Here is a 26138-nt window from a genome sequence, read left to right on the forward strand (position 1 = left end):
TTATAATATTAATTAGAAATTAAAAGGAGTTATTTATATGAACGTTTTATGATTTGCTTCACAAAATTCTAATAAAATTAAAGAGATTAAAGAAATGATTCCTGAAATGGAAATTAAATCGTTAAATGATCTTTCTGATTTAATTGATATACCTGAAGATGAACCAACATTTGAAAAAAATGCTTTATTTAAAGCTAAGACATTATCACAGATAGTTGAAGGAGTAGTTGTTGCAGATGATTCAGGACTAAGTATTAAATGCTTAGATAACTTTCCTGGAATTTATTCAGCAAGATGAGCTAAACCAGAAACAGATTGAATAAAAATAAATGATTTATTATTGCAAAAGTTAAAGGTGAAAAATTTAATGAAAAGCGAAGATAGAAAAGCATTTTTTACATCTTCAATTGCCCTAATTGACAAGAATAAGGGTGTTCAGCAAGTATTTACAGGAATAGTAAAAGGAGTTATTGTTGACAGTCAAATTGGAGAAAATGGTTTTGCATATGACAGAATTTTTAAACCAGATAATTTTGATAAAACTTTTGCTCAAATGACCAAAGAAGAAAAAAACTCTATATCACATCGTAATCGTTCAATAACTTTATTAAAAGAATTTTTAAAAAGGAATAACTATTTTTAAGGAGGACAAAAAATGAGAAGAATTAATATAGTATTGTTTCAACCAGAAATTGCTGATAATGTTGGAGCTATAATGAGGACTTGCGCACTTACAAATTCAAAACTACATTTAATTGAACCATTTGGTTTTATTTTCGATAAAAGAAATTTTGCAAGAAGTAGTGCTAATAATTTTGAGGGTTGTGAATATGTGAGATATGATGACTGAAATGACTTCATAAATTGCAATCCAAATGCTAATATATTTTGCATGACTAGATATGGTAAAAAACCAATTAGTGATTTTCAATTTAGCAAAATTAATAATGAAGTGTTTATTATGTTTGGAAAAGAATCAACAGGTATTCCAAAAAAAATTTTAAAGGATAATATTGAAAAATGTTTTAGAATTCCTATGGTATGTTCAGGAAGAAGTCTTAATATTGCCAACTCTGTGGGAATTGCCACTTATGAAGTTTTAAGACAATGAGATTATTTAGATCTGTCAAAAGTTGAAGTTGAAAAGGGAGAGGACTATCTAGATATAGATTAATAATATATAATATATGTTGTATGAAATAGGTGAAATAATATGAAATTTTCAGATTTTGGTTTTAAAAAATTTATTAATGATGCTTTAGAAGAAATTGGATTTGTCTATCCAACTAAAATTCAAGAGAAAGTTATTCCACTTATAAAGAAACATAGATCAGTTATTGCTCAGTCGCACACAGGAACTGGAAAAACACATTCTTTCTTATTGCCTATATTAAATAATATTGCATATGATGAAAAAAATAAAATTCAATGCTTAATAGTAACTCCAACAAGAGAACTTGCTAGACAAATTTATGAAAATACTAAAGATATTTTAAAGTTAAATGATAAGGGAACAGTTGGGTTATTTGTTGGTGGAGATGATATTGAAAAATCAATTCAAAATGTTAAAACAAAACAACCAACTGTTGTAATTGGAACACCAACAAGACTAAAAAAAATGTACGAAGAAGGTAATTTATTTATTACTACTGCAAAATATGTAGTAATTGATGAATGTGATATGATTTTTGATCTTGGTTTTATTGAAGAAGTAGACTTTATGCTTTCAAAAATTAATAAGGATGTAAACGTTTCTTTATTTTCTGCAACAATTAATAATGGGTTAAGACCTTTTTTACAAAAATATTTATCAAAATCTATTTTTATAGAAAATAAGGATTCAAATCCAACTAATAAAAATATTGAGCATGTTCTAGTTTGAACAAAAAATAAGGAAAATAAGGAAGTTCTTAGAACAATTGTAAGTGAAATTAATCCTTATGTTTGTATGATTTTCTTAAATAAAAAAGATCAAATAAAAGAGATTATCTCTTGACTAAATGAATTTGGCATTAAAAATGTGGGTGAATTACATGGCGATTTAGACTCAAGACAAAGAACAAATATGCAAAAGAGAATTCAAAATGGAGATTTTAAATGAATTGTTGCTTCAGATGTAGCGGCAAGAGGAATTGATATTGATGGAGTAAGTCATATTATTTCAGTTGACCTGCCAAAAGACTTAGATTATTATATTCACAGAAGTGGCAGAACTGGAAGAAATCAATATTCTGGCCAAAGTTATGTTTTATTTAATTCAACAAATCAACATCAAATTGATGAACTAAAGTCAAAAGGTATTTCATTTTCTAACTTTAAATTGGCAAATAATCAATTAATTGAAATTAATACTGTAAAAAAGAAGAAAGAATTTAATGCAAATTTACCAGTAAATGTTGAAACTAAAAAAATCATTGATAAATATAAGGGTCAAAAAGTAAAACCTGGATATAAAAAACGTAGAAAAGCTGAAGTAGATAAACTTAAAAAAGATATTAGAAGAAAGCATATTAAAGAGTCAATAGCAAAAATTAAAAAAGATAAGTATAAAAAACGTAGAGAAGAATTATTTGAGAATTAAGCCAACAACTCTTTTAAAAGGAGGCTTAATGTTTTATAATAATAAGTATTAGAGGGAAATTTTATGGATATTACAGAAAGAATTAAAAAATTAATAACAGCAATTTCATTTCAAGTTTATGAAAAAGAAACAATATTTAGATTAGCAATGTTAGCTCTTTTAGGCGAAGAGTCAATTTTCCTTTTAGGTAAACCAGGTATTGCTAAATCATTAATCTCACGTAGATTAAAGTTTGCAATTAAGGGTGGTACTAATTTTGAATACTTAATGAGTAAGTTTTCAACTCCTGAAGAAATATATGGACCAATTGATTTAAGATTACTAAAAGAAGGTAAATATGTTAGAGTTGTTGAAAATTATCTACCTGCTTCAAATGTTGGTTTTTTAGATGAAATTTGAAAAGCTGGACCAAGTATTCAAAATACATTATTGACAATTATTAATGAAAAGCTTTTTCGAAATGGTGGAACAGATATAAAAGTTCCATTAAAACTATTAATTTCAGCTTCAAATGAGTTACCTGCAGAAGGTGAAGGATTGGAAGCTTTATTTGACCGTTTTATTATTAGATTTATAGCCGAAGGTTTAAAAAGTGATAATAATTTTGAGCAACTTTTAGATGGTGAATCATCACTGGATGTTGATGTAGATCCAAAACTTCAACTTACAATTCAAGAATTGGAAATTTGAAAAAAACAATCAAAACAAGTAAAAATAAGTAGAAAAACTTTAGACTTTATTCATTATTTTAGAAAAAAAATATTAAAAGAAACAAATGGAGAAGCTTATATTTCTGATAGACGTTGAAAAAAAATATCAGGTTTAATGAAAACAAGTGCATTTTATAATGGAAGATCAGAAACTGATATTGCTGATTTATTTGTAATTCCATACTGTATTTGAGATAACGAAGAACAAGAAAAGCAATATTCTGAAATTTTCTTTAATACATTTTTGGAACAATTTGGTTTAGAATGAAGAAATGAAAAGAAAAATTTAATGAATCAAATTGATTTAGTAAACTCACAAATTGGTCAAGTTGAGGCACAATTTTTAAGATTAACACCATATACTGATCCGTTTAAAGGTGCAATTAATGGAACATACTATTTTATTAATTTTACAGATGGTGGAGATAGCTATAAAATTTGTTTTATATCTGCAGCTGATTGAAATAAAATACGAAATTTAACAAATGAGTCATTTGAAATTGATTTACATTTTGGAGTAAATTTAAATAAATATTCAGGAAGTCAAAAAACATTGGTTAAAGCTTATAAAGCAGATCAAATTCTTTTTGTAAATGAAAACAAAAAATATTTATTACAAAATGAAAGTCCAAATGAATTTAATCAACAAATGAATAATTTAGCTGATAATATTGTTGAACTTGAAACTAAATATAAAGCATTGTCAGCAAAAATGTTTAAAGAGTATAAAAAATATATGAATATGAATTGCATTTTCTTTGAAGAAATTTATGATGAAAAAATTGCACAAGCATTCGATGCAAAAACTAAAAAACAATTGGAACAAGAAGCTGAATTAGAAAAGCAAGTTAAATTAAACGAAAAAAATGATAATGTAAAAAACCCAATTGATGATTTAGACTTTAAATTAGAAATTTAAGTAAAGAAGGAAACTATTATGAAATTTGACTTAGAAAAACCAGTAAGTGAAATCAAAAAAGAGATTGAAAAACTTAGACGAAAAGATATTCATAATAGTGAATTTTTAACATTTAAAAAAAATCATGAATATGCAGCTGAACAATTAGATGATAAAATTAATAATTTTTATTCAGCTTCAAATTTGTCTACAATACGACAAATAAAACTTCCTGAACCAATCAGAAAAGAAATAATCTATTATAATTATATTTCTGAATATTATGATGAAGTAAGTTTTGCTCAGAATTTAAGACTAATTCAAAATAAATTAGTAGAGTTTGATTCTCCTTTTTCAACATACATTGATACAATGAGTTGAAAAATTGATAATGGATATTTAGAGTTAAAAGGTAGAGATTGATTAACTGAGTTTTTTAGAACTTGAACTTTTATGTTAACAAAGAGAATTGTTGACTATAGAATGAAAGCTGTAGAGGACTTAAGATATAACTATTTAGTTGAAATATATTCAATAATAAAAAATTATGGAAAATATGCAAAAATTTATAAAACAATGTATGATGTTTTTGGAAAAGTAGCCAATATTGAAGATGAACTGAGAAATCAAAATATTGAATCAATAGCTAGATTTGCAGACTTCTTATATAAAGATCCTTCAATTTTAATGATAGCTGAGATGCTAGGGCGTTTAAATGGTGAAGATGATTTAATGGAAATAAATATAACAGAGCAAGTTGTTACATATCCCACAGAAGTTAAATTACCATATAATCCAGAAGAAATTGTAGGATTAACTGTTTCAAAAGATCTTGAAAGATTACTTCCGATGGAATTTGCAAGTCTATTTGATGAGGAATTAGAAATTATATTTTATAAGAAATTTGTAGAATCACAACTTCAAACTTTTTTATTTGAATCAAATGAAAAAGTAATTGAACATGAAATTGAAGAAGTAGAATATGAAGCACCAATACCATTAGAACAAGGAAAATTTATAATTTGTATTGATACTTCAAGTTCTATGGAAGGTGCTGGTGAATATATTGCAAAAGCATTATCAATTGCCATATCTAAAGTTGCTTTAAAAGAGTATAGAGATTTAGTCTTTGTAAACTTTGCAAATCAACATGTTGAAGAATTTACCATTAATGGTAAAAATGTAAATATTCAAAAAATGCTAGAGTTTTTAGCAAAATCTTTTTATGGTAAAACTAATGCTAAACCGGCCTTCGAAAAAATTATAGAAAAAATGCATTCAGAAGATTTTAAAAGAGCTGATTTATTATTTATTTCAGATTTTATGATGGAAACTCTTCCAAATTCAACAAGAGCAAAAATTGCAGATTTAAAGGAAAATTATAATAGATTTCACTCTCTAATAGTAGGAACAATGCCAAATGTTGAAACACAAGAAATATTTGATAATATTATGTATTATGATCCAAATGATCCTTTTGCCACAAATCAAATTGTTAAGTCATTAAATGAAACTTTGAGAGACTTAAGAGAATTAAAAGATGAAGAAGTTGCATATCGCAGCGAGCAAATTAATAATTTAAATACAATTAGAGATAAAAAGCGCTTTAGAGAAAAACATTTAGATGATCCAAAAGCGAAAAAACTTATAAAACAAAAACAAAAATTAAAGGAATTGGAAAATAAAAAACAGCAAGTTAATCAATAAGGAGAGGGATACAATAATGTTAGTAAAAGAAAAATCAAATTTATTAGTTATTTTTTTGGAGAATGGTGAAGATATTGACCAACAAATTCAAAACATAATAAGAGAATATAAACTTATAGATGCAAAAATTACAGGATATGGTTATTTAAAAAGATTAGAATATGGTGTACTTTCTCAAATCGATCCATTTTTCTTATCAAAATTATTAAAAGAGGGACTTATTACTGTTACAAATTTAAATGGTATGGTTGATAATCGTGAATCAACAATAATGGTTAGCTCTGTTGATGATAAATTTGAGAGACATCAGGGTAGATTGATCAGTGGAATTGTAGCTAACTCATTCAATATAATTTTAGAAATATATAAAACAGAGTAAAATCTGTTTTATTTTTATTTTTATTTTTATTTATAAAATTATTTTAGCTCAGCTAAAATAATAATATAAAATCTATATAATTTAAACAATAGAAAGGAGAATAATATGAAAAATGTTAAAAGTAAGTATAACAAGATAATATTAATATTAATATTATCTTTAATAACTTTCTTTCCAATATTAACAATTATTATGACAGTACCAGGAATGGGTATTGAGTCCTTAACCTTTATTAACAGCGTTGAAAAACAAATTAAAAGAATAATGCCTAAAAATAAATTTGTTTTTGACCCAAATCATCCCTTATATGAAGAAATGATGGAACACGTTATTAAATCTTCATTTAAAGCAGATGCATTATCAACAATAAATTTTGAAGATTCACAAGAAAAACAACAGTTCTACTTAAAATATTCAAACTACTCTGATGAATGGTATAAAAATAATTGAGCAAAAAAAGTAGAAAATAAAGAACAAATAGATTTATATGATATTGGATTAAATTTTATTGAATTTGATAAGAGTGTAGCTGAGGAATTTCAATCTTTTGGTTTTGTTAACACCGGAATTCAATGAATATTTAAAAGTGGTGGTTTGAAAGAAATCTTTTCAAAAAATACATATGAAATGTCTTTGAAACAACAAACAGTTCTTAATCAAACTGATTATGATGAACAAATGCAATATAGTGGACCAGGATTAAATGGTATAAAAGTTAAACATTCTATTGGAACAAAAATTGTAAATAACAAAGTATGATTTTTAAATACTCAAATTGATTCTATTAATTTTGCGCTTAAATTAACAAATCCTTTTGTAGATAAAAGTTTAAATAAAAATCAAAATATTAGATATGTTACAGTAGATGACTTGAAGTTACCAAATTTTACAGCATCCTTAATTTTTTTAAGATTCAGTGCTGTATTAATATTTTTAAATATCTTAGTTATTCCTTGTGGAATAGGTATATTTTTAATTTTAAAGAAGAAATGAGAAAAATAAATGAAAGAAAATAATATGAAAAAATTATTATCAGTATTAACTGTCTTTAGCTTTTTAATATCAATAGTTACTTCAACAGTTTCTTGCATGCCAAAGCAACCAAACATCATTAAAACAAGTCCTTTAAAAATTGGTTTGGATATTGATAAAAGTCAAGCTATTGATACTAGTTTAAATCCAAATGATCATTTTGGTTTTACCAACTATTTTATAGTAGGCGACTCTTTGAGCGATGTTAACGGTTTAACAACCTATGTTAAAGATAAATTTGTAGTAAATACATCATTGGATCAATATGTTGATTTCAATTTAACACTTGGAGGCGCATATGGTTTTGAAGAAGATGGTGTTTATAATAGTGCTTTTAGTAATGGAAAGACTACAGGTTATCTATTATCTGAAAAGTTAAATTTTGGAGCAATGAAACCTAGTAATAAATATTCAAAATTAAGTAATCCAAAAGAAGGTTATGGCAAAAATTACTCTGTTGGTGGTGCAACAGCTGGAAAATCATCAGAACTTGTAAATGGAATTATTATTAATGATTTTAGTACAGAAGAACAAGCAAGAGCATTAGTTAAACAGCAAAAAATTGGAGCAAATGATTTAGTTTTTTTTGAAATTGGAGGTAATGATATGTTTTCTTTAATTCAAAGTCAAGATAATCAAAATGATAAATTTGTAATAGAATATATGAATGAATCTATTAAAAGTATTAGAGCAACATTATTTACACTTTTAAATAATGGTATAAAAAACATTTTATTTATGGGACCTCCAATTATGGATATTGTCCCTAGATATATTAATAGAGAAGAAAAACAAGATATTATTGATCTTGGTAAAGAATATGAAATAAAAATAAATAAATTAATTAATGAAGTAAATAACTATTATTCTGGAAATTTATTTTATACTTCACTATATGAAGGAGAGAATGATTTTTCAAATATTATTAAAGGATATGGAGAAACTATTAGTAATCAAATTGAAAACGAATATAATACTTGATCAGGATTTTCTGAAAAAAATATAATAGAGGTTAATGGTAAAAAAACTTTTAATTTTAGGGACATTTTAAAAATTAATTTTAAAAATTATATTGAAATAATTAAAATTAATAATACATTTAAAAAAACTAAATTGGACGTTAAAGTTATAGGCCAACCTTTAAGTGAAAATTTATGAGGAGATGATTTAAAAAAAAGAGATAAAATAATGACTTCATATTTTTTTACTGATATTGTTCACCCAACCAAACTGGTTCATGAATATGTCTCAGAAATTATGAAAGAAATTGTCTTAAAGGAGTTTAAATAATTATGAAAAAATTATTATCTATTTTTGCATCATCTTTATTAGTTATTTCTCCAATTTTTTTAGTAGTTTCATGTACTAAAAATAAAAAAGTAATTGATGATATTTCATTACAAACTGCAGTTGAACAAATAGGTAAATCAATTTATTTAACTGATACAAATAACTATGATTTTGATTATCAAATGAATGGTGTATTAAAGAATAAAAGAATAAAGGATATATCAAATGTATATGGAAATGATAATTATACTAAAGACAATTTAAATTCTTACTCAAGATTTGATGAACTATATAAATATTATTTTGATAAAAATCTTTTTAATAATAATTTAAAAGTTGCTGAAAAAATAAATTTTGAAGGTAATATTAGACCTCAAAATAGTGATAGTTTAGAAATGATTCTTTTAAAAATTCCTAATTTATTGGAATTATTGGGTAATGGCAAAATTATTGCTGCGCTATTTAAATTATTTACAATAATTCCTACAATTATTGTAAATTTAAGTGATAATTATTTATTTAGTTATCTAAATAAAATTCTTTCAAAAGAAAATAGTGAGGCCTTTTCAAATGCTTTTTCAAATGACCCTTATGATGATTTTACAAACCAAGAGTCTTTAAACTCAGCAATTATTGGTTTTTCAAACTCAATTGATTATCTTATAGGAAATAAAAATAAATTAGAAATTCCAACAAAAGAAGAAGTTGAAGGGAAATATTTCTTAAATTCAATAAGTAAATTAACAAGTAATTTAAAATTAATTTTTAATAATGAAAAATCAATAAGTTTAGATTTAATAATTGATATTCCTGCAATTGCTGAAATAGTTAGATTTGTTAGAACTCTAATTGTATATATTGTAAATGGAGTAGGAACAATTTACATAGAGAGTGAATCTAATGGGAATAAAAACTATTTTAAACAAATTGAAGTATTTAGAAATACAAAAATTGATAATACAAAAAATGAAATAAATATTTTGAATTTTCTTGAGTTTTTAGAAAGTACATATAAAAATGGTGAGGGTTTAAAATTAATATTGGCTTTATTATTTCAAAGTTATGAAAAACCTAAATTAAAAAATAATTTTGGATTTCCAAGTGTAGGAGTAATTTCAGATGAAAGTATTCAAGTAAAAGGAATAATTCCTTTGCTACAAGCTTCAATGAATGCTATATTTCCAACTTTTTATATAACTGAAGGATTACCTCCAGTGATTATAAAACTTTTAAAATTATTTAAAATTGATAGAGTAAATTTATCAAGTGTATGTATTGAATTAATTAATTCAATGGTATCTGGTTTAAACTTTAAAGGTATTATTGATATTATGAATAGTTGATTAGTTTTTTCTATTATTAAAGATAACAAACTCAAAGAAAAACTAAATAGTTTGAAAGAAATTGAAGAAATTTACAAAAATTCATTGTGAGATGAACTGTATAGTGGAAAATTTATTAATAAATTTTTATTTGTATTAACTAATCAAGAAAATGAAGAATATATTAATTTTAAAAATATTTTGGAAAATACTACTATGAGTTTTTTAGGAAGAAAATTCACATATAGAGATTTTTTTTGAAACATTATTAATAATGAAGATTTTAAAGGTGAATTTAAAATAGATTTTACTAATATTTCAGAAGTAATAATAAACTTCAGAAGAATATTAGACTTAAAAAATGGTGAAAAAAATGATGTTGACTTTTATAAGTTTCAAACTAATTTGCAAACATTATTTGCAAATCTACAAGGTAGTAAAAAATTAACATCGTGAGTAATAAATGATAAAAATGAAGAAAATAGTTTATGAGAAGAATTTAGACAGGGACAATCTAAGTATAATAAAGAAATTAATGATAATATTTTAAATCAAGAAATTTTAAGTATTACTGACTTAAAAAAATATTCATACCAGGTTGAAGTTGAAAATAAAAAATATATTATTAAGCTTGAGATGTTAAAAAGTAACAAATTTCAAATTAGCTCAATTTCTTAATATCAAAGTGTCAATAGCAAATAAAAATTTTCCAAAAATTATAAATTTATGATTTTTATATAGTTCTTTTCAAGTTTTAAAAAAGTAGATATAGTTGTATACCTAAAGTAAGTAGAGTAGGCATTAGTTTTTCATTTTTTTAAACTTATTAACTTGACTAAATGATGTATTTTTAGTTTAAATTTTCACTAATCTATAAAACTTGTCCATATAATTTAAATTGATTTTATTATCATACATTTGAGGTATTAATAATTTTATTTTACTAGCCAAAGTGATTATTTTATATTTAGTTACTTCAGCTTTATAAACTTGTTTATGTTGGAACTAAAATGAAATTAATATCTATATTTTTATTTAAAATCTTTATTTTATTTTTGTTATTATAAATTTAAGTAAAAACTTTTAATTAAAATAAGGATGAAACATTGAGTAAATAATTATTTATTTACTCAATAGTTTTGATATTGAATCGTCTTAGCACTTGAAGAAGTAGTTTTTGAAAATAATCTAAAAAGTTTTCAAACTTGCCTTGTAGTTTACAATCAGATAATAGTTGTAGGTATTAATTCCAAATTGTTAACAAATAAAAAGATATTGTATATTAGAGTCTGATTTAGTAGGCTCTTTTCTTTTATCTTATAATAAAATACTGCTCTCTTACCTATAAGTATTTGCTAAGGAGTTCAATAATATTCAAATAATGTTTCTTGGTAATCAAAATAGCCAACTAATACTTTTATTGCTAATTCATCAATAATAGCAAGTAAAGATCATTCTTTATTTTTTCTTTAATTATGAATACATAATTATGTTTAAAATCTTTCACCAAAATATTTTTATCTATTTTGCAATGCTCGATATTTTTCTAAACTAATAATCTTATCTTTAAAAATCTCTTTTTCCTTATTTATTAGTTTATTCTCTAAAGAATTTTGTCTTGATTGTCTAATTAATTCTTCTCTATTTAATTTATGCATATAAATGGGAGTAAAACTCATTTTAAATAATAAATCTCTTAAGTAAACTTAACTGATTTATAAATTCTAGTATTCTTTTAAATATTCTTTTAATAAATTATATTGTACTCATAATATTTTTCTTTTTTAAATTTAATATTTTTTTTAATTTCATAGGGTTTAGATTCATTTGATAATTTGCTTCATTTTTTTATGTATAAATGCAATAGAGACAATTATTTAATAACCCTTTAACATTTCTTCTAATACTCTTTTTTATGTAATTAAGAACTTATTCTGCTCTATTTTTTGTTATTTTTCTAAAAATAACTTTTTTAATTATTTATAATTAAAATTATTCATATAACTCAATTTCCATTTTAATTTCATAGTAGAGTCTTCAATATTTAGTTTTAATGACAGGAGTTAATATTTATATGAATATTGAATATTATCAGATGTTATTTACAAAAATTATTTCAATTTTTTAATAAAAAATTAGTGTTTTTAAGAACTTTTTAGTATAATTAAATTAATCTTTATTTTTGTACAAGTACATAAGGAATAAAGGTATAGAGAAAAATAAAAGAGGAGACTAGAAATGATAGGTATTATTTCAACAGCTTACTTTACAGTTAAAGATCGTGAAGGTATTAAAACTGTAAAAAAATATTGATGAAGAAATATGGTTATTCAACATCTTAAATACAGAGGAAAATTTTTTGTAATCGCGACAATCGGTTATGGAAAAGCAAATGCTGCAATGGCAATTACTTATTTAATGGAAGAATATCCAACTTTGGAAACAGTTTTAAATATAGACTTAGCTTTATCAACAAATGATAAATTTGATACAACAGATACAGTTATGGCTACAAAATTTATTTATAGAGATGCTGATTTAACAGTATTCAAAGATATTAAATATGGACAAATCGTACATGAACCAGAAGCATATACTTTTAATACAGAATTTGTAACACAAGTTAAAAACTTTAAATTAGGTGTTTCAGATGGTATAGTTGGTACTGCTGATATGTTAATTTATAACTCAAAACAATTTAAAGAAATGGTTGACAAATACGGACAAACAATTGATGTAATTGATTCAGAAGCTGGAGCATTAGCTCAAATAGCTAAAAAGTCAAGTGTTAACTTTGTTGCAATGAAAATTATGTATAATAATGCATTATCACCATGAGATAATGATCCATTACATAAGTTTAAAATTTATGAAACAGCTAATACTTTAAAATACTTATTGGCAAGATTATTTAATTTATTATCATCAAAATACATTATTGACTTTACAAAAAATACAAATGATGAGTTAGAAGTAATTCATGAATTATTTGAATTATCTCATGATGAATGAGTATCACTTTTCAAAAGTGATGTTACATCAATTATTTCTGGTTTAGGACCGTCATTAATGTTAGTTGATAAAAAAGCAGCTAAACCTGAAGCTGTTGATATTGTTGAAGTTTTAAAAAGTAAATTAGAAGATGAAGGACCAAGTAAAATTATTTTAGGAGAAGATGAATGAAAAAATGCTCCTAAAAAATGATTACGTAAAATGATGTTCTTAACAAATATTCATGTAAATGATGATGAATTGTTATGAAATAAATCAGCTAAATATGATCTTAAATCAACTAAAATTGTTTCAATTGAAGATGTTGCAAGAGCGGTTTCAAAAGTAATTGCTGATCGTTCACAAGATAAATCAGCATATACATATGATGGTGCTACAGTATTGAAAAAACATTTACTAGTTGCAGTAGATGCTCCAATTTCATTCTACATTACTCATAATGTTACTCATGAATTTGTTGAAGCTCCAAAACAAGGATCTCAATTAGTAGCAAATGAATTTACAAAATACTTAAATGAACAATTGGCAGAAGTTGAATCTCCATTTGAAAAAATAATAGTATACTGTAAAGTTCCTGCAGAAGGAGTTGCAAAACTTCCAGTTATTATTAAAACTAAATCAAAAGCTAATCAAGCTGTTGTATTTGGGGGATACTCAAGTAAAGATCAAAAAACTTATACAGTTGTTGATATTACGAGAAATGATTACGACCCATTGAAAGTTGGATCATTTAAAGTTACAGTTCGTTTAAAAAATTCATAGTAAAAAAATAAAAAAATCACTTTAAAAGTGATTTTTTTATTTTTTAATATAAAGAATTTTAGTATATACTATTTTAGTAAGGATAAGGGGTGAATTTAATGGCATATAAAAAAAAGAAAGTATTTTTTGAAGATAATGATAGTGTAAGTCAGATTTTAGAGGATTTACTAGATTTATCTTTAATAAAGTTTGATGATAAATCAGTGCCAAATAAATTCCAAAGTCCAAATATAGATAATAAAAAAATAAATTCTTTAGAAACTAGTGAAGTAAAAAATTTAGATTCAATAATTAAAAACGCAAGAGAAATGAATAATATATTTAGTAAATCAAAATGAATAAACAATAGTGTTGAAGAAGAAGAATTTATTATTGAAAAGGCAAAAAAAGAAGGAAAATCAGCATATGATTCAGATGTACTACGTCAATTAATATTGGAGAGACAAAAGAAAAAGAAAGAATTACTTGGTTTATCAAGTATAATAAATAAAGCAAAAAAAAGAAAATAATATTTATTTTTTAAATAAAAAATTTTATAAGACTTGGGAGGAAAAATAATGGAGAAGAATAATTTAAGCAAAATAATTGAAGATATTCAAGAGACAACTCAAGAAATTATACAAGAAGAAGTTGTTAAATTCCAATCAAGTGAAGAGAAAAAATCAATTAATAAGTTAGCAAAAGAATTAAATAGAGGAGGGAATATTGATGGTGAACTTTTAAGTAATCTCGAAAGCAAAATTATGTCTAAAAGAGAACAAAAACTACTTGTTCAAGAATATTTTAGAACTAAATTTATTAGAGATTTCTTTAAAATTATACTGGCTGCTTTCTTAATTACTATTACTTTTGATTACTTTATTACTCCAACAGGAAGAGCGGGTCTTTTTCCAGCTGGTGCTGGAGCAATTGCACGTTTTTTTGCAACTTTAACTTTCCCAAATCAAGATCAAGTGCAATTGCAGTCATCATTTTACTTTATTTATTATTTTGCTATAAATATTCCTCTTTTTATTTTTGGGTACATTAAATTAGGAAAAAGATTTACATTTACAACATTTATTTTTATAATTATGCAAATTGGTTTTGACCAGATTATTCAAAATATTCCATTTATTAATCCAAGAGAATTTAATTTACTTGTAAATTATCAATTAATTGGCTCAATGCCAGGTTCATGAAATACTGGTATTTGATTGTTTATTTTTGCTGCATTGGGTGGTTTTTTATTGGGGTTTTCATATTCAATTGTATATAAAATTGGTTCTTCGACTGGAGGATTGGATTTTTTAACTGTTTTTTTATCTAATAAGACAAACAAGCCAGTTGGTTCACTAAATAGAAAAGTTAATTTTATTATTTTGGCAATTGTTATTATTTTGAATACCATTATTATTCCTATGTCTCTTATTAATTCTGATATAAAAATTAGTATTCTTCAAAGTGGTAGTTATTATCAAGATAACAATCTATTAAAATCAATGTGAGATTTTTCAATTGAAAATGGTGCATTAGTGGGTGATAATAATAATTTACAATGAGATCCAGTATTTGAAGCCTGATTTAGTAATATCATTTATTCTAATGATTACACTTCAATAGAATCTGCAATGAATTTATTTGACGGCTCAGCTTCACTTACAAAGGATCAATATGAATTTTTAGTTCAATTTGTTTGTAAAAAAGGTTATGGTGATGATTTAGTAAATATAAATCAAGGATTAGTATGACATATTAAATTTTTATTTATTTTTGGACCATCACTATTTGCCTCTTTCTCACTTGTAATTTTTGCAGGAATGTCAACTAATATTTTCTATCCAAAATACACAGTAAGAACATATATGATAACAACAAATAACCCAAGAAAAATTAACAAAATGTTATTGGAAAATGGATTCCAAAATGATATTTTAAATTGAGATAGTATTAATAGAATTAATGGAAATTATCTTCATAGAAGTGTTATCATGGTAGCAATGTCAGTTATGGATTGAGATAAAATTGAAAGAGAAATCTTTATGATTGATCCTCAAGTTAAAATTAATGCAATTATAACAAAAAGTGTACGGGGCTTATTTAACTATGAAATTAAGAAAAATGATGATAGAGATATAATTAGAACAAAAATTGAAAAGAATGAACTTGAATTAGAAAAAATTAGGCAAATTGCAATTGTAAGAGCTCAAAAAGAACATGAAAAATTACATAAAAAGAGTCAAAGAAGGAAACCAAATTCTAAAAAACAAGATAATAAAGATAAAAAAGATTAATTTTTTTAAAGAAACTAGTAAATTTATTAAATTTATTAGTTTTTTTGTTTATAATTATGATTATAGTGGTGATTTAATGGAAGAGGAAAATCTTAAAAAAATTATTTATGAAATGTTAGATCTCAAATTAACAGAAATAAGGAAAGAATTTAGTAGAATTACTTTGAAGGACTTATACTGCTATTTAAAGGATGTAGTATTTAAGAATAATAAAATAGTTGATTTAAATGATTTATCGTTCTTTATTATGAACATTAAAATTAACAAAATATTTGAATATCTAAATGTAAGTGCAATTTTAGATAAAAATAATTCAATTGAAATGGATTTAAAAATTATTTTAGAAAGATAGTGGTTAACTTGAATAACAAGGAAAAAAATGTAAGCAATAAGCCTAAAAAGCCAATTTTAAAGATTTTTGCTATATTAATAATTATTTCTTCTTTGGTATTAGGGATAGTTTTCTCTAATTTAAAATTCTCAGAAAATATTAAGTTGGGTTCAGACTTTAAAGGTTATTACTCAGCTCTTGTTTCGGTTGGTAATTTAAATGAAAAGGAATCAATAAATGGTCAACCAAATGGTGATTCAACAGAAGGAGCTAAGGCTCTAAATGAACGTTTAAATCCAATGGGAAATAATCAAATAATAATTGAAAAGGCTGGTAAAAACTTTCTAAAAGTTTTATCTCCAGTAGATGCATATCAAAATGAAACAATTTTTAAAAATCAAATCCAAAAAAATGGGGGAATTGTTTTATTAGATTCAACAGAAGGTAAATTTAATGATCTACAAATTACAAATGAAAGTAATAAAATTGAAAGAAAAGGAATTAATGAATATTTTACTGGAGCAACTTCAACTTTTATTAATGAATCAAATTCAAAAAACCCTGCTATTTCATATTCACTAAATGGTGATAATTTTAAAGCATTATTTAAAACAGAAGAAGGAGCTGAAGGACAAACCCGTGAAGCAGGAACTTTGCCTCTATTTATCCTTTTAGACGCTGATGGTTTTTATAATGACATAAGAAACTATTATAATTTAATTAAAGGTGAGAAAAAAGATAGAATTGAAGAATTCTTTAAAGTTATTGTTGAACCTTTAAGAACTTTCTATGATGCAAGTAGTACTCCTACAAAAGTTAAAGAAGTTTTATATGACCTATTTTATGGTCAATGAACTGAAAAAACTTCTTCAGGAATTAGTACAACTTATAGAGGATCACTGATGAGTAGAAGAAATGGTTCAAATGGATCTTTAAATGATGCAAGCTCATTCTTAGAAGTTGTAGATTCATTCAACTATTTATCAGAAACTTCAAAATATGTTTATGATTCAAATGCTGTTACAAAAGATTTTGAAACTGGTGGAAGATATTCACAAAATGTAAAATTATGAGATTCTTCAAATACATTAACAGAAAAATATAAAGTTAATGAAATATTTTCTTTAATAAACCCAGTACTTTTAAATTTTGTTATATCAAATCAAATACTTTTTAATGAAACTTTTGCTAATAACTTAGTAACTAATTATTTTTTATTTAATGGAAATGTTACTGAATCAAAAGGACAGGCTTCTAATGGATATATTGATGGAAACAATTTAATAACTAAAGTTGATTCAGAAGCAAAGGCTAGAATTGGTGCTTCTTTATTTAACGCATCTGGTAAAGGATTTGTTTTTACAGTTAACTCTGTTGCAACTATTGATGGAAAAGTAACACAAGTGATGTTAATTTCATCATTAATATTTATATTAATTATTGCTTTATGTTTAATTGTTTATATGGGATTCTTTTATAGACTACTTGGACTTTTCTCAATGATAATTACATTAGCAATTATAGGAATGACTTTATTGTCATTATCATGATTCAATCTTGCAGTTGGACCAGAAACGATTATCTGCTCGTTTATTTTACTTGGGCTAAATATTGAGATATTCTCTTCTCTATTTGAAAATATGAAGGAGAGTTACTATCTAAAACAAAGGGGATTAAAAACTAGTTTTAATATTTCTATCAAAGAAAATGTTGGAATAGCATTAGATTTAGTTGTTGCTTTATTAATTCCATCAATGTGTATGTTTTGAATCTCATCTAATGCGATTATTTCAATGGCAATAATGTTAGCAATGGGTTCATTCTTCACAGTATTATTTACAATATTGGTAGGTGTAATTCTATTCAAATTAATAATTAATTCTCAATTAATTGCAAATAAATCATATTTATTTGCTTTAAATACAGACTTTGCATCTCAAGGTAAATTCTTTATTAATTATAAAATAAGAAAAATAGAAAATAAAATTACTAAACTAAACTCAAAACCTGAAATTGATAAAGAAGCAATTTCAAAACTTGAAAGTGATCTTAAGTCTTTAAATGATAAATTAAGTGAAATTAATTTAAAAGATATAGAAAAAAATAATAAGAAGCAAGAATTAGCTAAGGGAAAACTAAATAAAAAAATTGATTTAATAACACAAAAAATTAATAGTTTAAATCCTGAAAAAGATGCTAAAAAAATTCAGTCACTTAATTTCAAAGTAAATGAATTAATATTTGTTAGAGATGATAATACTCAAAATATTATTGAAGAAGAGGGACAAATTGTTACTTCTACAAATGAAAAACTAAAAATAAAGACAGTTGAAAGAAACATCAAAAATGGAACTAAGTTTGTTTCATTATTTGGAGTAATTCTACTTGCATTATCACTAGGTCTTGGTTTCTTGTTTGGTCTACGTTTTGATGATACATTTGGTGGAAGAACAGATTATACTTTATGAGGAGATAATACTTCAACACTTTATTCTCAAATTAGAGAAGAGAGTTTTGAAGATACAAGTTATGGTAATGAACAAAAGTTAAAAGAAGTCTATGAATTTAAAGAAGACTTAGTTGAAAAGCATGAAAACTTTAAATCTAATAATCAAGATAATAAGGAAGCTGTTAAACTAGATGAAACAAGAACAGTTAGTGAATTTCTAAACTTTGTACTTGATGATAGTTTTTATGTTAATTACTTGGCTCAAAATTTATCAGATAAGAAATCATATAAAAGTAAAAATTATTCAGTTTCTTATGGAGATAAATTCATATTTAACGATTCTTCTTCAATAACTGAAGAAAATCAAAATTGAATAACATTGACAGTATTTACACAAGATTTAAAACAATCAGCAATTATTAAAAAAATGTTTAATAATTTAGGTGTGGATAAAAATGTAAATTCAACTTCAAATAATGGATTTATAACAAAAGCTATTAAACCTGCTACAATGTTCTGATCAATTAAGGAAATATCAATCTCTATTTTAATAATTATTGCAGCGTTAGTTATTTATATACTTATTAGATTTAAATGAACATATTATATAGCAATGATTATATCAATAGTTTTAGCACCACTAGTTGCAGTTGCAACAATTACAGCATTGCAAATTCCTTTAGGTAATGTTGCAATTATTGCAATAGTAGGTTCAATATTCTTTACAATTATTTCTTTATTCATTATCTTTGGTAAAGCAAGAACTCTAATTGCATCAAAAGATGAAAAATCATTAATAAACTTCTTTAAACAAGAAATTGAAATTATTTATGATACAAAGTCAGTTAAGAAAAAAATGAATGATGAGTTATTTAATCTTAAAAATGAAATGAGACTAAATATTAGAACTAATAATTTGCCAAAAGAAGAGAAGAAAAAATTAAAATTAGAATTTAAAGAAATTAAGCATGTTAAAAAAATAGAGTTTAGAAAAGTTAAAAAAGCTAATAAAATTAAAATAAATAGAGTTGCAAAACAAAATAACTATTTATCAGAAGTTTTAGTAAAAACATTTAGATTTGGTTTAGTAAGATCTTTATTATTAATTGTTTTATATACAGTTCTTGGAATCATCTTAGCTTCATCAATGTCAAGTATTTGATCATTTGGAGCTTCAATGATAATTGGGATTTTTGTTTCAAGTGTATTTGTATTGTTTATTTCATTACCATTGTGGGTAGTATTTGAACAAATAAGAATAAGAAATCAATTAGCAAGAAAACGTTTCATAAATGGTTTATATGTTTCAAAAGAAGAACAAATCATAGAAGGAATAAATGATTAAGAGGTAAATAAATATGGATATAAAGAAATATATTTTAGATGTTCATAATTTTCCAATAGAGGGAGTAACCTTTAAAGATATTACTCCGTTATTAAATGATAAGGATGCTTTTAAATATGTAATTGATAAAATGGTTGAGTATGTCAAAACAAAAAAAGCAACTGTTATTGTTGCTCCAGAAGCTAGGGGCTTCTTATTTGCATCAGCAGTTGCATATGCAGCAAACTGTAGATTTGTTTTAGTAAGAAAACCAGGAAAATTGCCAAGGAAAGTAAAAGATGTTGAATATGTTTTAGAATATGGTAAAGGTCATATTCAAATGCATGTGGGAGACTTAAAAGAAAATGATAATGTAATTATTGTAGATGATGTTTTAGCAACAGGTGGTACTATGAAAGCTATTGTAGAGCTTGTTAATCAAGAAAAAGCAAAAGTTGGAGGAATAGTATTTGTAGCTGATTTATCATTTCTACATGAACCAGATTTATTTAAAGAATTTGATTCAAAAAGTTTAGTAACTTATTAGTATAAAAAGACAAAATATTATAATATTTTGTCTTTTTTTAAAATGTAAAAAAATCATAGCCAACTCACTATTATTAACTTAATTTATATATAATATAGTTAATATTATATATCAAAGACAAGGGGAATTTTATGCAGTCAAGAGCCTCAATGAGTGAACAAGAATTTAATTTTATTGAATGTCGTGATGTCGAAGTTCTTGTTTCAGAAATGAAAAAGTATATTAAAAATAAAAAATTAATTGATGAAGTTAAAAGGGCATACTATTATGCTGAAGAAAAACATAAAAATCAAAAAAGAAAAAGTGGAGATCCTTTTATAATTCATCCACTTTCAACTGCATATTATTTAGCTCAATGAAGAATGGGACCAAAAACTATTATTGCTGGTCTTTTACATGATGTAATTGAAGATACCCCTGTTACTTTCTCAGAAATTGAAGAGTTATATGGTGTTGAAGTTGCAGATATTGTTGAAGCTGTAACAAAAGTAAGTTACTTTACAAAAGAAAATCGTGAGCAAATGAAAGCTAATTATTTAAGAAAACTATTCTTATCAATGATTAGAGATATTAGAGTTATTATTGTAAAAATTGCTGACCGTATGCATAACTTATTAACTCTTCAATATATGAAACCTGAAAAGCAAAAAGTAATTGCAAAAGAAACATTAGAGATTTACTCAACAATTGCTCATAGAATTGGTATGAAAAATGCTAAAAATCTTTTAGAAGATTACTCATTTGAGTATTTAAATCCAAAAGAATTTAAAAGGGTTAAAAGTCTTTTAGAAGAAGATAAAAGTACAAGAAAGGAAATAATTACTGAAATTATTTCTGAAGTTAATAAAAAATTAAAAGCTGGTGGTATCTCAAATGTTACTATTTTTGGTCGATCAAAAACGATTTATTCAATTTATAGAAAATTAACTCAATTTGGTAAGTCATTTAGTGATATTCACGATATTTTGGCTGTAAGAATTATTACTGAAAAACAAGATGACTGTTATAGAATTCTTGGTTGATTACATCAACTATTTACACCTTTATCAGGAAGATTTAAAGACTATATTGCAACACCAAAAAATAATTTATATCAATCATTGCATTCAACATTAGCAAGTAAGGATGGAATTATTTTTGAAGCGCAAATAAGAACATATGAAATGGATGATATTGCTGAAAACGGAGCAGCAGCCCACTGAAAATATAAAGAGGGTGAAAAAAATATTGATATTGCTGAGAAACAAAAGGAAATTGATTTAAAAGTAGATATGTTTACAAGATTAATGGACTTAGAAAAATTGGCATCAGAAGCTGCAGAGTTAGACTATGATGAAGAGTCACAAAAAATTGATTTAAGTGGAGAAGTAGTTGAAGAAGCTTTTAAATCAGATTATTTAGCACCAATGATTTATATTTTAACTCCTGATGGAAATGTTGTTAACTTACCATTTGGATCAACTGTTTTAGATTTTGCATATAAAATTCACACTGAAGTTGGAAATAAAACTATTGGAGCTAAAATTAATGGTGTATTTTCACCTTATAACTCAACATTAAACTCAGGAGAAATGGTTGAGATACAAACTTCAAAAGAAACAAATCCTCATGAAAAGTGATTGCGTTTTGTACGTACTTCAACAGCACGAAGAGCTATTGAAGATTATTTGAATACTGAAAAAGTAAAAGAACAAGCAAAAGAACAAATTACGAATCAAAAAATAATTAGAAATGTTAAACGTGAAGTTGATAGATATATAATTGCTCATAACTTAAAATGGCAAGTAAAATCAATTGATGAAATTCAAAAAAAATTAAATGTTTTAGATTATAAAAATATTGATGAGTTTTTATTATCAGTTGGTAATGGGGATTTTACTATTCCAGAAGCAGTTGAAATTGTATATGTATCAAAACAAGAACTAAAAGATATTGAAGTAATCAATGATATGAAAACTAGAAAATATAAGTCAGCAAAGGGAAGAGATGACTTAAGAATTAATGGAATTGAAAAAGTTAATTGTACTCTTGCACAATGTTGTTATCCAGTTCCTGTTGAACCAGTTACTAGTTTTATGTCAAAAACAAAGGGAATCCAAGTTCATCGCAGTGATTGTTTAAATATTACCAATATTAAAAGAGTAAAAAACTTATTAGAAACACAGTGAATTGAAGCAAAAACTGAAGATAGAAACTATAATGCTAAAATAAGAATGACAACCTATGATCGACCAGGAATCTTATTAGATATAATTAACGTTTTTAATGCTCAAAGAGTAAATTTAAATGAGGTTAAAGTTATTTCGCAAGAAGAAGATTATTCAGGTAAAGGAAGTATGATTATAAGTGTCAATAATGCTGATCAGCTAAATGTGATATTAAAATCACTTTCAGAAATTCCTGGAGTGATTGAAGTTACAAGAGCAACTTCATCAGAAAATCCAATGGCATAATTATATTTTATTGTAAAATGTATTATAAAAGTTTAAATAAAAATTAACATTATTAATAAAATATTAATTAAAAGCACTTTTAGAAGTGCTTTTATTTTTTTTATAGCAATAACAAAACTTTAGTTAAAATAATGTATAAAACATATTATTAAAATTAATACTATTAATATTTTAATAATAAAAGAATTAGAATATTTATGAAATTATTCTTAAAGAAAAGTAGAGAATTCTTATAGTATTTACTTTAAAATTAATAAATTTTATTTTTTTGATTTAAGTGATAAGAAAAATATTTTTAAAGGCGAAACCTAATGTAATGATTTTTAGAGTATATAAATTTAATAATGTAAATTATAAGTTTGGTAGGTTATACAAAAATAATATTTTCAGTAAATTTAATGAGATCTTTAATAAAAAGTACCAAGATTTTTTATAGAACCACTGATTAATTATTGTTAGTGTTAGGCTTATATGGTATAATTTTATTATTAAAATGAGGTATATATGAAAAAGGAAATGATTTATTTACCAATTGAAGAATTTGTTAAAGCAAACCTAGACTTTAATATTGCTTCAAATAGAAAAGAATCTGAATTTGACTTTAATTTTACAAGATGAAAAACAATGATTTTCTCAAGTCAAAAATTAAAATTTGTTCTAAAATATACACAATCTGTTTTACATTGATTAAGTAAAGTGTCTGATGTTACTAATTTTAGTGTATCAATTGATACAACAAGCGTTGATAGATTTAATTTTTCAATCTATGAATTTGATAACCATATATTTAATTGTTCACTTATTACTAATTTTTATTTAATTCCAGAAGGCGACTGATCAAATAAAATATTTGAAATGCATTTTTCAAAGTTTGACTTAAAAAATGGAAATTTAATAGTAGATGAAGAAACAAATTTTTGAAAGGGAGAAGATGGATTTGAAAAATTTGTAAATATGTTATATGCAATTATTAAAGAACCTTACAAATTTGAAAAAGTATCACCAGTACAATGACAAGTTGATTTTAAAGATAAAAAAGTTTCAAGTTCAAAAATAAGAATGCAAATTTCTTCATTAGTTGAAAAGGGAGTTAGACCTGAAGATCCATATTTAACTATTGAACAAGCTATGAAAATTGAACAAGGTGCAAATCCTGATGTTATTGCTCAAGAAGCTAGAGCTGAAAGTGAAGCAAGAGAAGTTATTAATCCAATTTGAGATGAAGGAATAGCTCAAGAAGCAAAATATTCTGATATAAACTTAGCAATGGCAAAAACTAGAGGGTTGTCAATTGAAAATAATAAGAAAAAGAGAAAATAGTATGGTATTCCATATTTTTTTATTTTAAATTTTTGGTTGTTTTTGGTTGTTTTTTATCTTTTTTGGAATATTATATTATGGAGGTGAAAGAATGATCAGAGAAGAAAGACTAAAATTGATTTTAGATTTTGTAAATGAACAAGATTATTGTTCAAATGAAAAAATATCAAAACACTTAAATATTCCTTTCACCACTCTAAGACGAGATCTAACAGATCTTCACAATGAATCTAAATTAAAAAGAGTTCATGGAGGAGCAAAGACCATTAGAGAAAAATCAATATTGGAAGCATTTTTAGATGAAAAATTGCTTACTAATGTTGATGCAAAAAAAAATATAGCAATTAAAGCATTAGCTTGTATTAAACCATTTGAGACGATCTTTTTAGATGCAGGCTCAACAACTTTTTTTCTAGCAGAGATATTAAAACCAGAATTAAATAACAAGATTTATACTAATTCAATTATCAATGCTCAGATTTTAGCAAAAAATGGTATTAAAGATATTAATTTATTACCAGGAAAATTAAAAATATCTACAAGAGCAATATGTGGTGTTGAAACAATAACTGCATTATCAAAATATAATTTTGATTTGGCTTTCATAGGTATTAATGCTGTAGACAATGAATTTAATTTTTTTACAACAGATGAAGACGAAGCAGAAGTTAAAAAAATAGCTATTAAAAATTCACAATTTTCATTTGGTTTAGCAGATACATCAAAAAATAAATCTAAATCACTTGTAAAATTTAGTGATAAATCTCAAATAGCACTTATTAATGAAGAGGTATAAAAATGATATATACATTAACGTTAAATCCTGCAATTGATCATATTGTTTTAGCCAATAAAAAAGTAGAATTAGGTATAACTAATTATTATACTGATGAGTATAAAGTTATTGGCGGTAAGGGAATAAACGCTGGAATTATTTTAAAAAATTTGCAAGCAGATATTCAAGCAATTGGGATTATGGGAGAGAACAATAAAGAAATTTTTTTAAATAAATTTCAAGAAATAAATTTAAATAACAATTTTTTTCTTAATGAAGGATCAACTAGAGTTAATTATAAAATTAAACACTTAGAATCAAAACAAGAAACAGAATTAAATGGAATGGGATTTAATACTAAAAAAAGTGTTCTGAAAAATTTAATTGATTATTTAATATCTAATCTTCAAAAAGAAGATATTGTTATGCTAACAGGAAGTGTTGCAGTAGGTATTGATAAAGATATCTATAAACAAATTGGAAAAATTGCAAATCAAAAAAAAGCTATTCTAATTTGTGATGCTACAAATGAACTTTTAAAAAATGTTTTAAAAGAAAAACCTTTCTTAATTAAACCTAATCTTGAAGAAATTTGTTCGACATTAGGAATAAAATTTAACGAAGATATAAGTTTCGAAGAAACAAAGGAATTAATCAAGAAATTAAAAAAACTAGGAGCTCAAAATGTATTGCTAAGTATGGGTTCAAAAGGAAGTTTATATTTTGATTCAAATAATGATATTTACCAAGTTGGAATTGCAAAAGGAAAACTTGTAAACTCAGTTGGTGCAGGAGATAGCATGTTAGCTGGATTTGTTTTTGGAAAATATAAAAATCTAAGTATTGAAAATACACTTCAATACGCAGCAGCTAGTGGAGCTGCAACTGCTTTTAACGAATGACTTGCTTCAAAAGATGAAATAGAAAAATTAGTTTCAAAAATTGATGTTCAAAAAATAAAATAGGAGGTTCA

20 protein-coding genes are annotated in these 26138 nt (G+C 24.6%); 19 read left to right on the forward strand and 1 reads right to left on the reverse strand.

What is annotated here, in order from left to right; all coding sequences use genetic code 4:
* Nucleotides 1-37: 37 nt before the first annotated feature.
* The 9 genes from rdgB (at nt 38) to AACL15_RS02095 (ending at nt 10597) form a co-directional block, all read left to right on the forward strand.
* Nucleotides 38-643: an RdgB/HAM1 family non-canonical purine NTP pyrophosphatase gene (gene rdgB, locus AACL15_RS02055; protein ID WP_339034832.1), complete on the forward strand. Its 606-nt coding sequence runs from the start codon at nt 38-40 to the stop codon at nt 641-643.
* A gap of 12 nt (nt 644-655) precedes the next feature.
* Nucleotides 656-1174, forward strand: coding sequence for a tRNA (cytidine(34)-2'-O)-methyltransferase (locus AACL15_RS02060; RefSeq protein ID WP_339034834.1), 519 nt, complete (start codon nt 656-658; stop codon nt 1172-1174).
* A 39-nt stretch (nt 1175-1213) separates the two neighbouring features.
* Nucleotides 1214-2581 carry a DEAD/DEAH box helicase gene (locus tag AACL15_RS02065; protein ID WP_339034836.1) on the forward strand — a complete coding sequence of 456 codons (1368 nt, stop codon included), beginning with the start codon at nt 1214-1216 and terminating at the stop codon, nt 2579-2581.
* Nucleotides 2582-2644: 63 nt separating this feature from the next.
* A complete protein-coding gene (locus AACL15_RS02070) occupies nt 2645-4210 on the forward strand; it encodes an AAA family ATPase (protein ID WP_339034838.1) in 1566 nt (521 codons plus the stop codon).
* 18 nt (nt 4211-4228) lie between these two features.
* A complete protein-coding gene (locus AACL15_RS02075; RefSeq protein WP_339034840.1) occupies nt 4229-5896 on the forward strand; it encodes a hypothetical protein in 1668 nt (555 codons plus the stop codon).
* Nucleotides 5897-5912: 16 nt separating this feature from the next.
* On the forward strand, nt 5913-6275 hold the full coding sequence (locus AACL15_RS02080; RefSeq protein WP_339034842.1) for a PCC domain-containing protein: 363 nt from the start codon (nt 5913-5915) through the stop codon (nt 6273-6275).
* Between the two features lie 105 nt (nt 6276-6380).
* Complete coding sequence (locus AACL15_RS02085) at nt 6381-7277, forward strand: hypothetical protein (protein ID WP_339034844.1); 897 nt, start codon at nt 6381-6383, stop codon at nt 7275-7277.
* Nucleotides 7278-8597, forward strand: a complete 1320-nt coding sequence (locus tag AACL15_RS02090) for an SGNH/GDSL hydrolase family protein (protein ID WP_339034846.1) — start codon at nt 7278-7280, stop codon at nt 8595-8597.
* 2 nt (nt 8598-8599) lie between these two features.
* Nucleotides 8600-10597, forward strand: coding sequence for a hypothetical protein (locus AACL15_RS02095; protein ID WP_339034848.1), 1998 nt, complete (start codon nt 8600-8602; stop codon nt 10595-10597).
* 839 nt (nt 10598-11436) lie between these two features.
* On the opposite strand, the gene AACL15_RS02100 is transcribed toward AACL15_RS02095, so the two are convergent.
* Complete coding sequence (locus tag AACL15_RS02100; RefSeq protein WP_339034850.1) at nt 11437-11598, reverse strand: hypothetical protein; 162 nt, start codon at nt 11596-11598, stop codon at nt 11437-11439.
* Nucleotides 11599-12157: 559 nt separating this feature from the next.
* On the opposite strand from AACL15_RS02100, the gene fib reads away from it, so the two are divergent.
* From fib to AACL15_RS02150, 10 genes are all read left to right on the forward strand, one after another.
* Nucleotides 12158-13693, forward strand: coding sequence for a cytoskeletal motor fibril protein Fib (gene fib, locus AACL15_RS02105; RefSeq protein WP_339034852.1), 1536 nt, complete (start codon nt 12158-12160; stop codon nt 13691-13693).
* 98 nt (nt 13694-13791) lie between these two features.
* Complete coding sequence (locus AACL15_RS02110; protein ID WP_339034854.1) at nt 13792-14202, forward strand: hypothetical protein; 411 nt, start codon at nt 13792-13794, stop codon at nt 14200-14202.
* Between the two features lie 48 nt (nt 14203-14250).
* Complete coding sequence (locus AACL15_RS02115; RefSeq protein ID WP_339034856.1) at nt 14251-15966, forward strand: YitT family ABC transporter; 1716 nt, start codon at nt 14251-14253, stop codon at nt 15964-15966.
* Between the two features lie 76 nt (nt 15967-16042).
* Nucleotides 16043-16318 (forward strand): post-transcriptional regulator, encoded by a 276-nt coding sequence (locus AACL15_RS02120; protein WP_339034858.1) that lies wholly within the window; start codon nt 16043-16045, stop codon nt 16316-16318.
* A gap of 8 nt (nt 16319-16326) precedes the next feature.
* A complete protein-coding gene (locus AACL15_RS02125; RefSeq protein WP_339034860.1) occupies nt 16327-20091 on the forward strand; it encodes a protein translocase SecDF, variant type in 3765 nt (1254 codons plus the stop codon).
* 13 nt (nt 20092-20104) lie between these two features.
* Complete coding sequence (locus tag AACL15_RS02130) at nt 20105-20617, forward strand: adenine phosphoribosyltransferase (protein ID WP_339034862.1); 513 nt, start codon at nt 20105-20107, stop codon at nt 20615-20617.
* A gap of 131 nt (nt 20618-20748) precedes the next feature.
* A complete protein-coding gene (locus AACL15_RS02135) occupies nt 20749-23070 on the forward strand; it encodes a RelA/SpoT family protein (RefSeq protein WP_339034863.1) in 2322 nt (773 codons plus the stop codon).
* Between the two features lie 504 nt (nt 23071-23574).
* The gene (locus tag AACL15_RS02140) at nt 23575-24390 is read left to right on the forward strand and encodes a hypothetical protein (protein ID WP_339034864.1); all 816 of its coding nucleotides are present in this window, start codon (nt 23575-23577) and stop codon (nt 24388-24390) included.
* Nucleotides 24391-24481: 91 nt separating this feature from the next.
* The gene (locus AACL15_RS02145; RefSeq protein WP_339034865.1) at nt 24482-25186 is read left to right on the forward strand and encodes a DeoR/GlpR family DNA-binding transcription regulator; all 705 of its coding nucleotides are present in this window, start codon (nt 24482-24484) and stop codon (nt 25184-25186) included.
* Nucleotides 25187-25188: 2 nt separating this feature from the next.
* Nucleotides 25189-26130: a 1-phosphofructokinase family hexose kinase gene (locus AACL15_RS02150; protein WP_339034866.1), complete on the forward strand. Its 942-nt coding sequence runs from the start codon at nt 25189-25191 to the stop codon at nt 26128-26130.
* Nucleotides 26131-26138 lie beyond the last annotated feature (8 nt).

Origin of the sequence: Spiroplasma endosymbiont of Cantharis rufa, from assembly GCF_964019665.1 — a bacterium.
Taxonomy (GTDB): Bacteria; Bacillota_I; Bacilli_A; order Mycoplasmatales; family Mycoplasmataceae; genus Spiroplasma_A.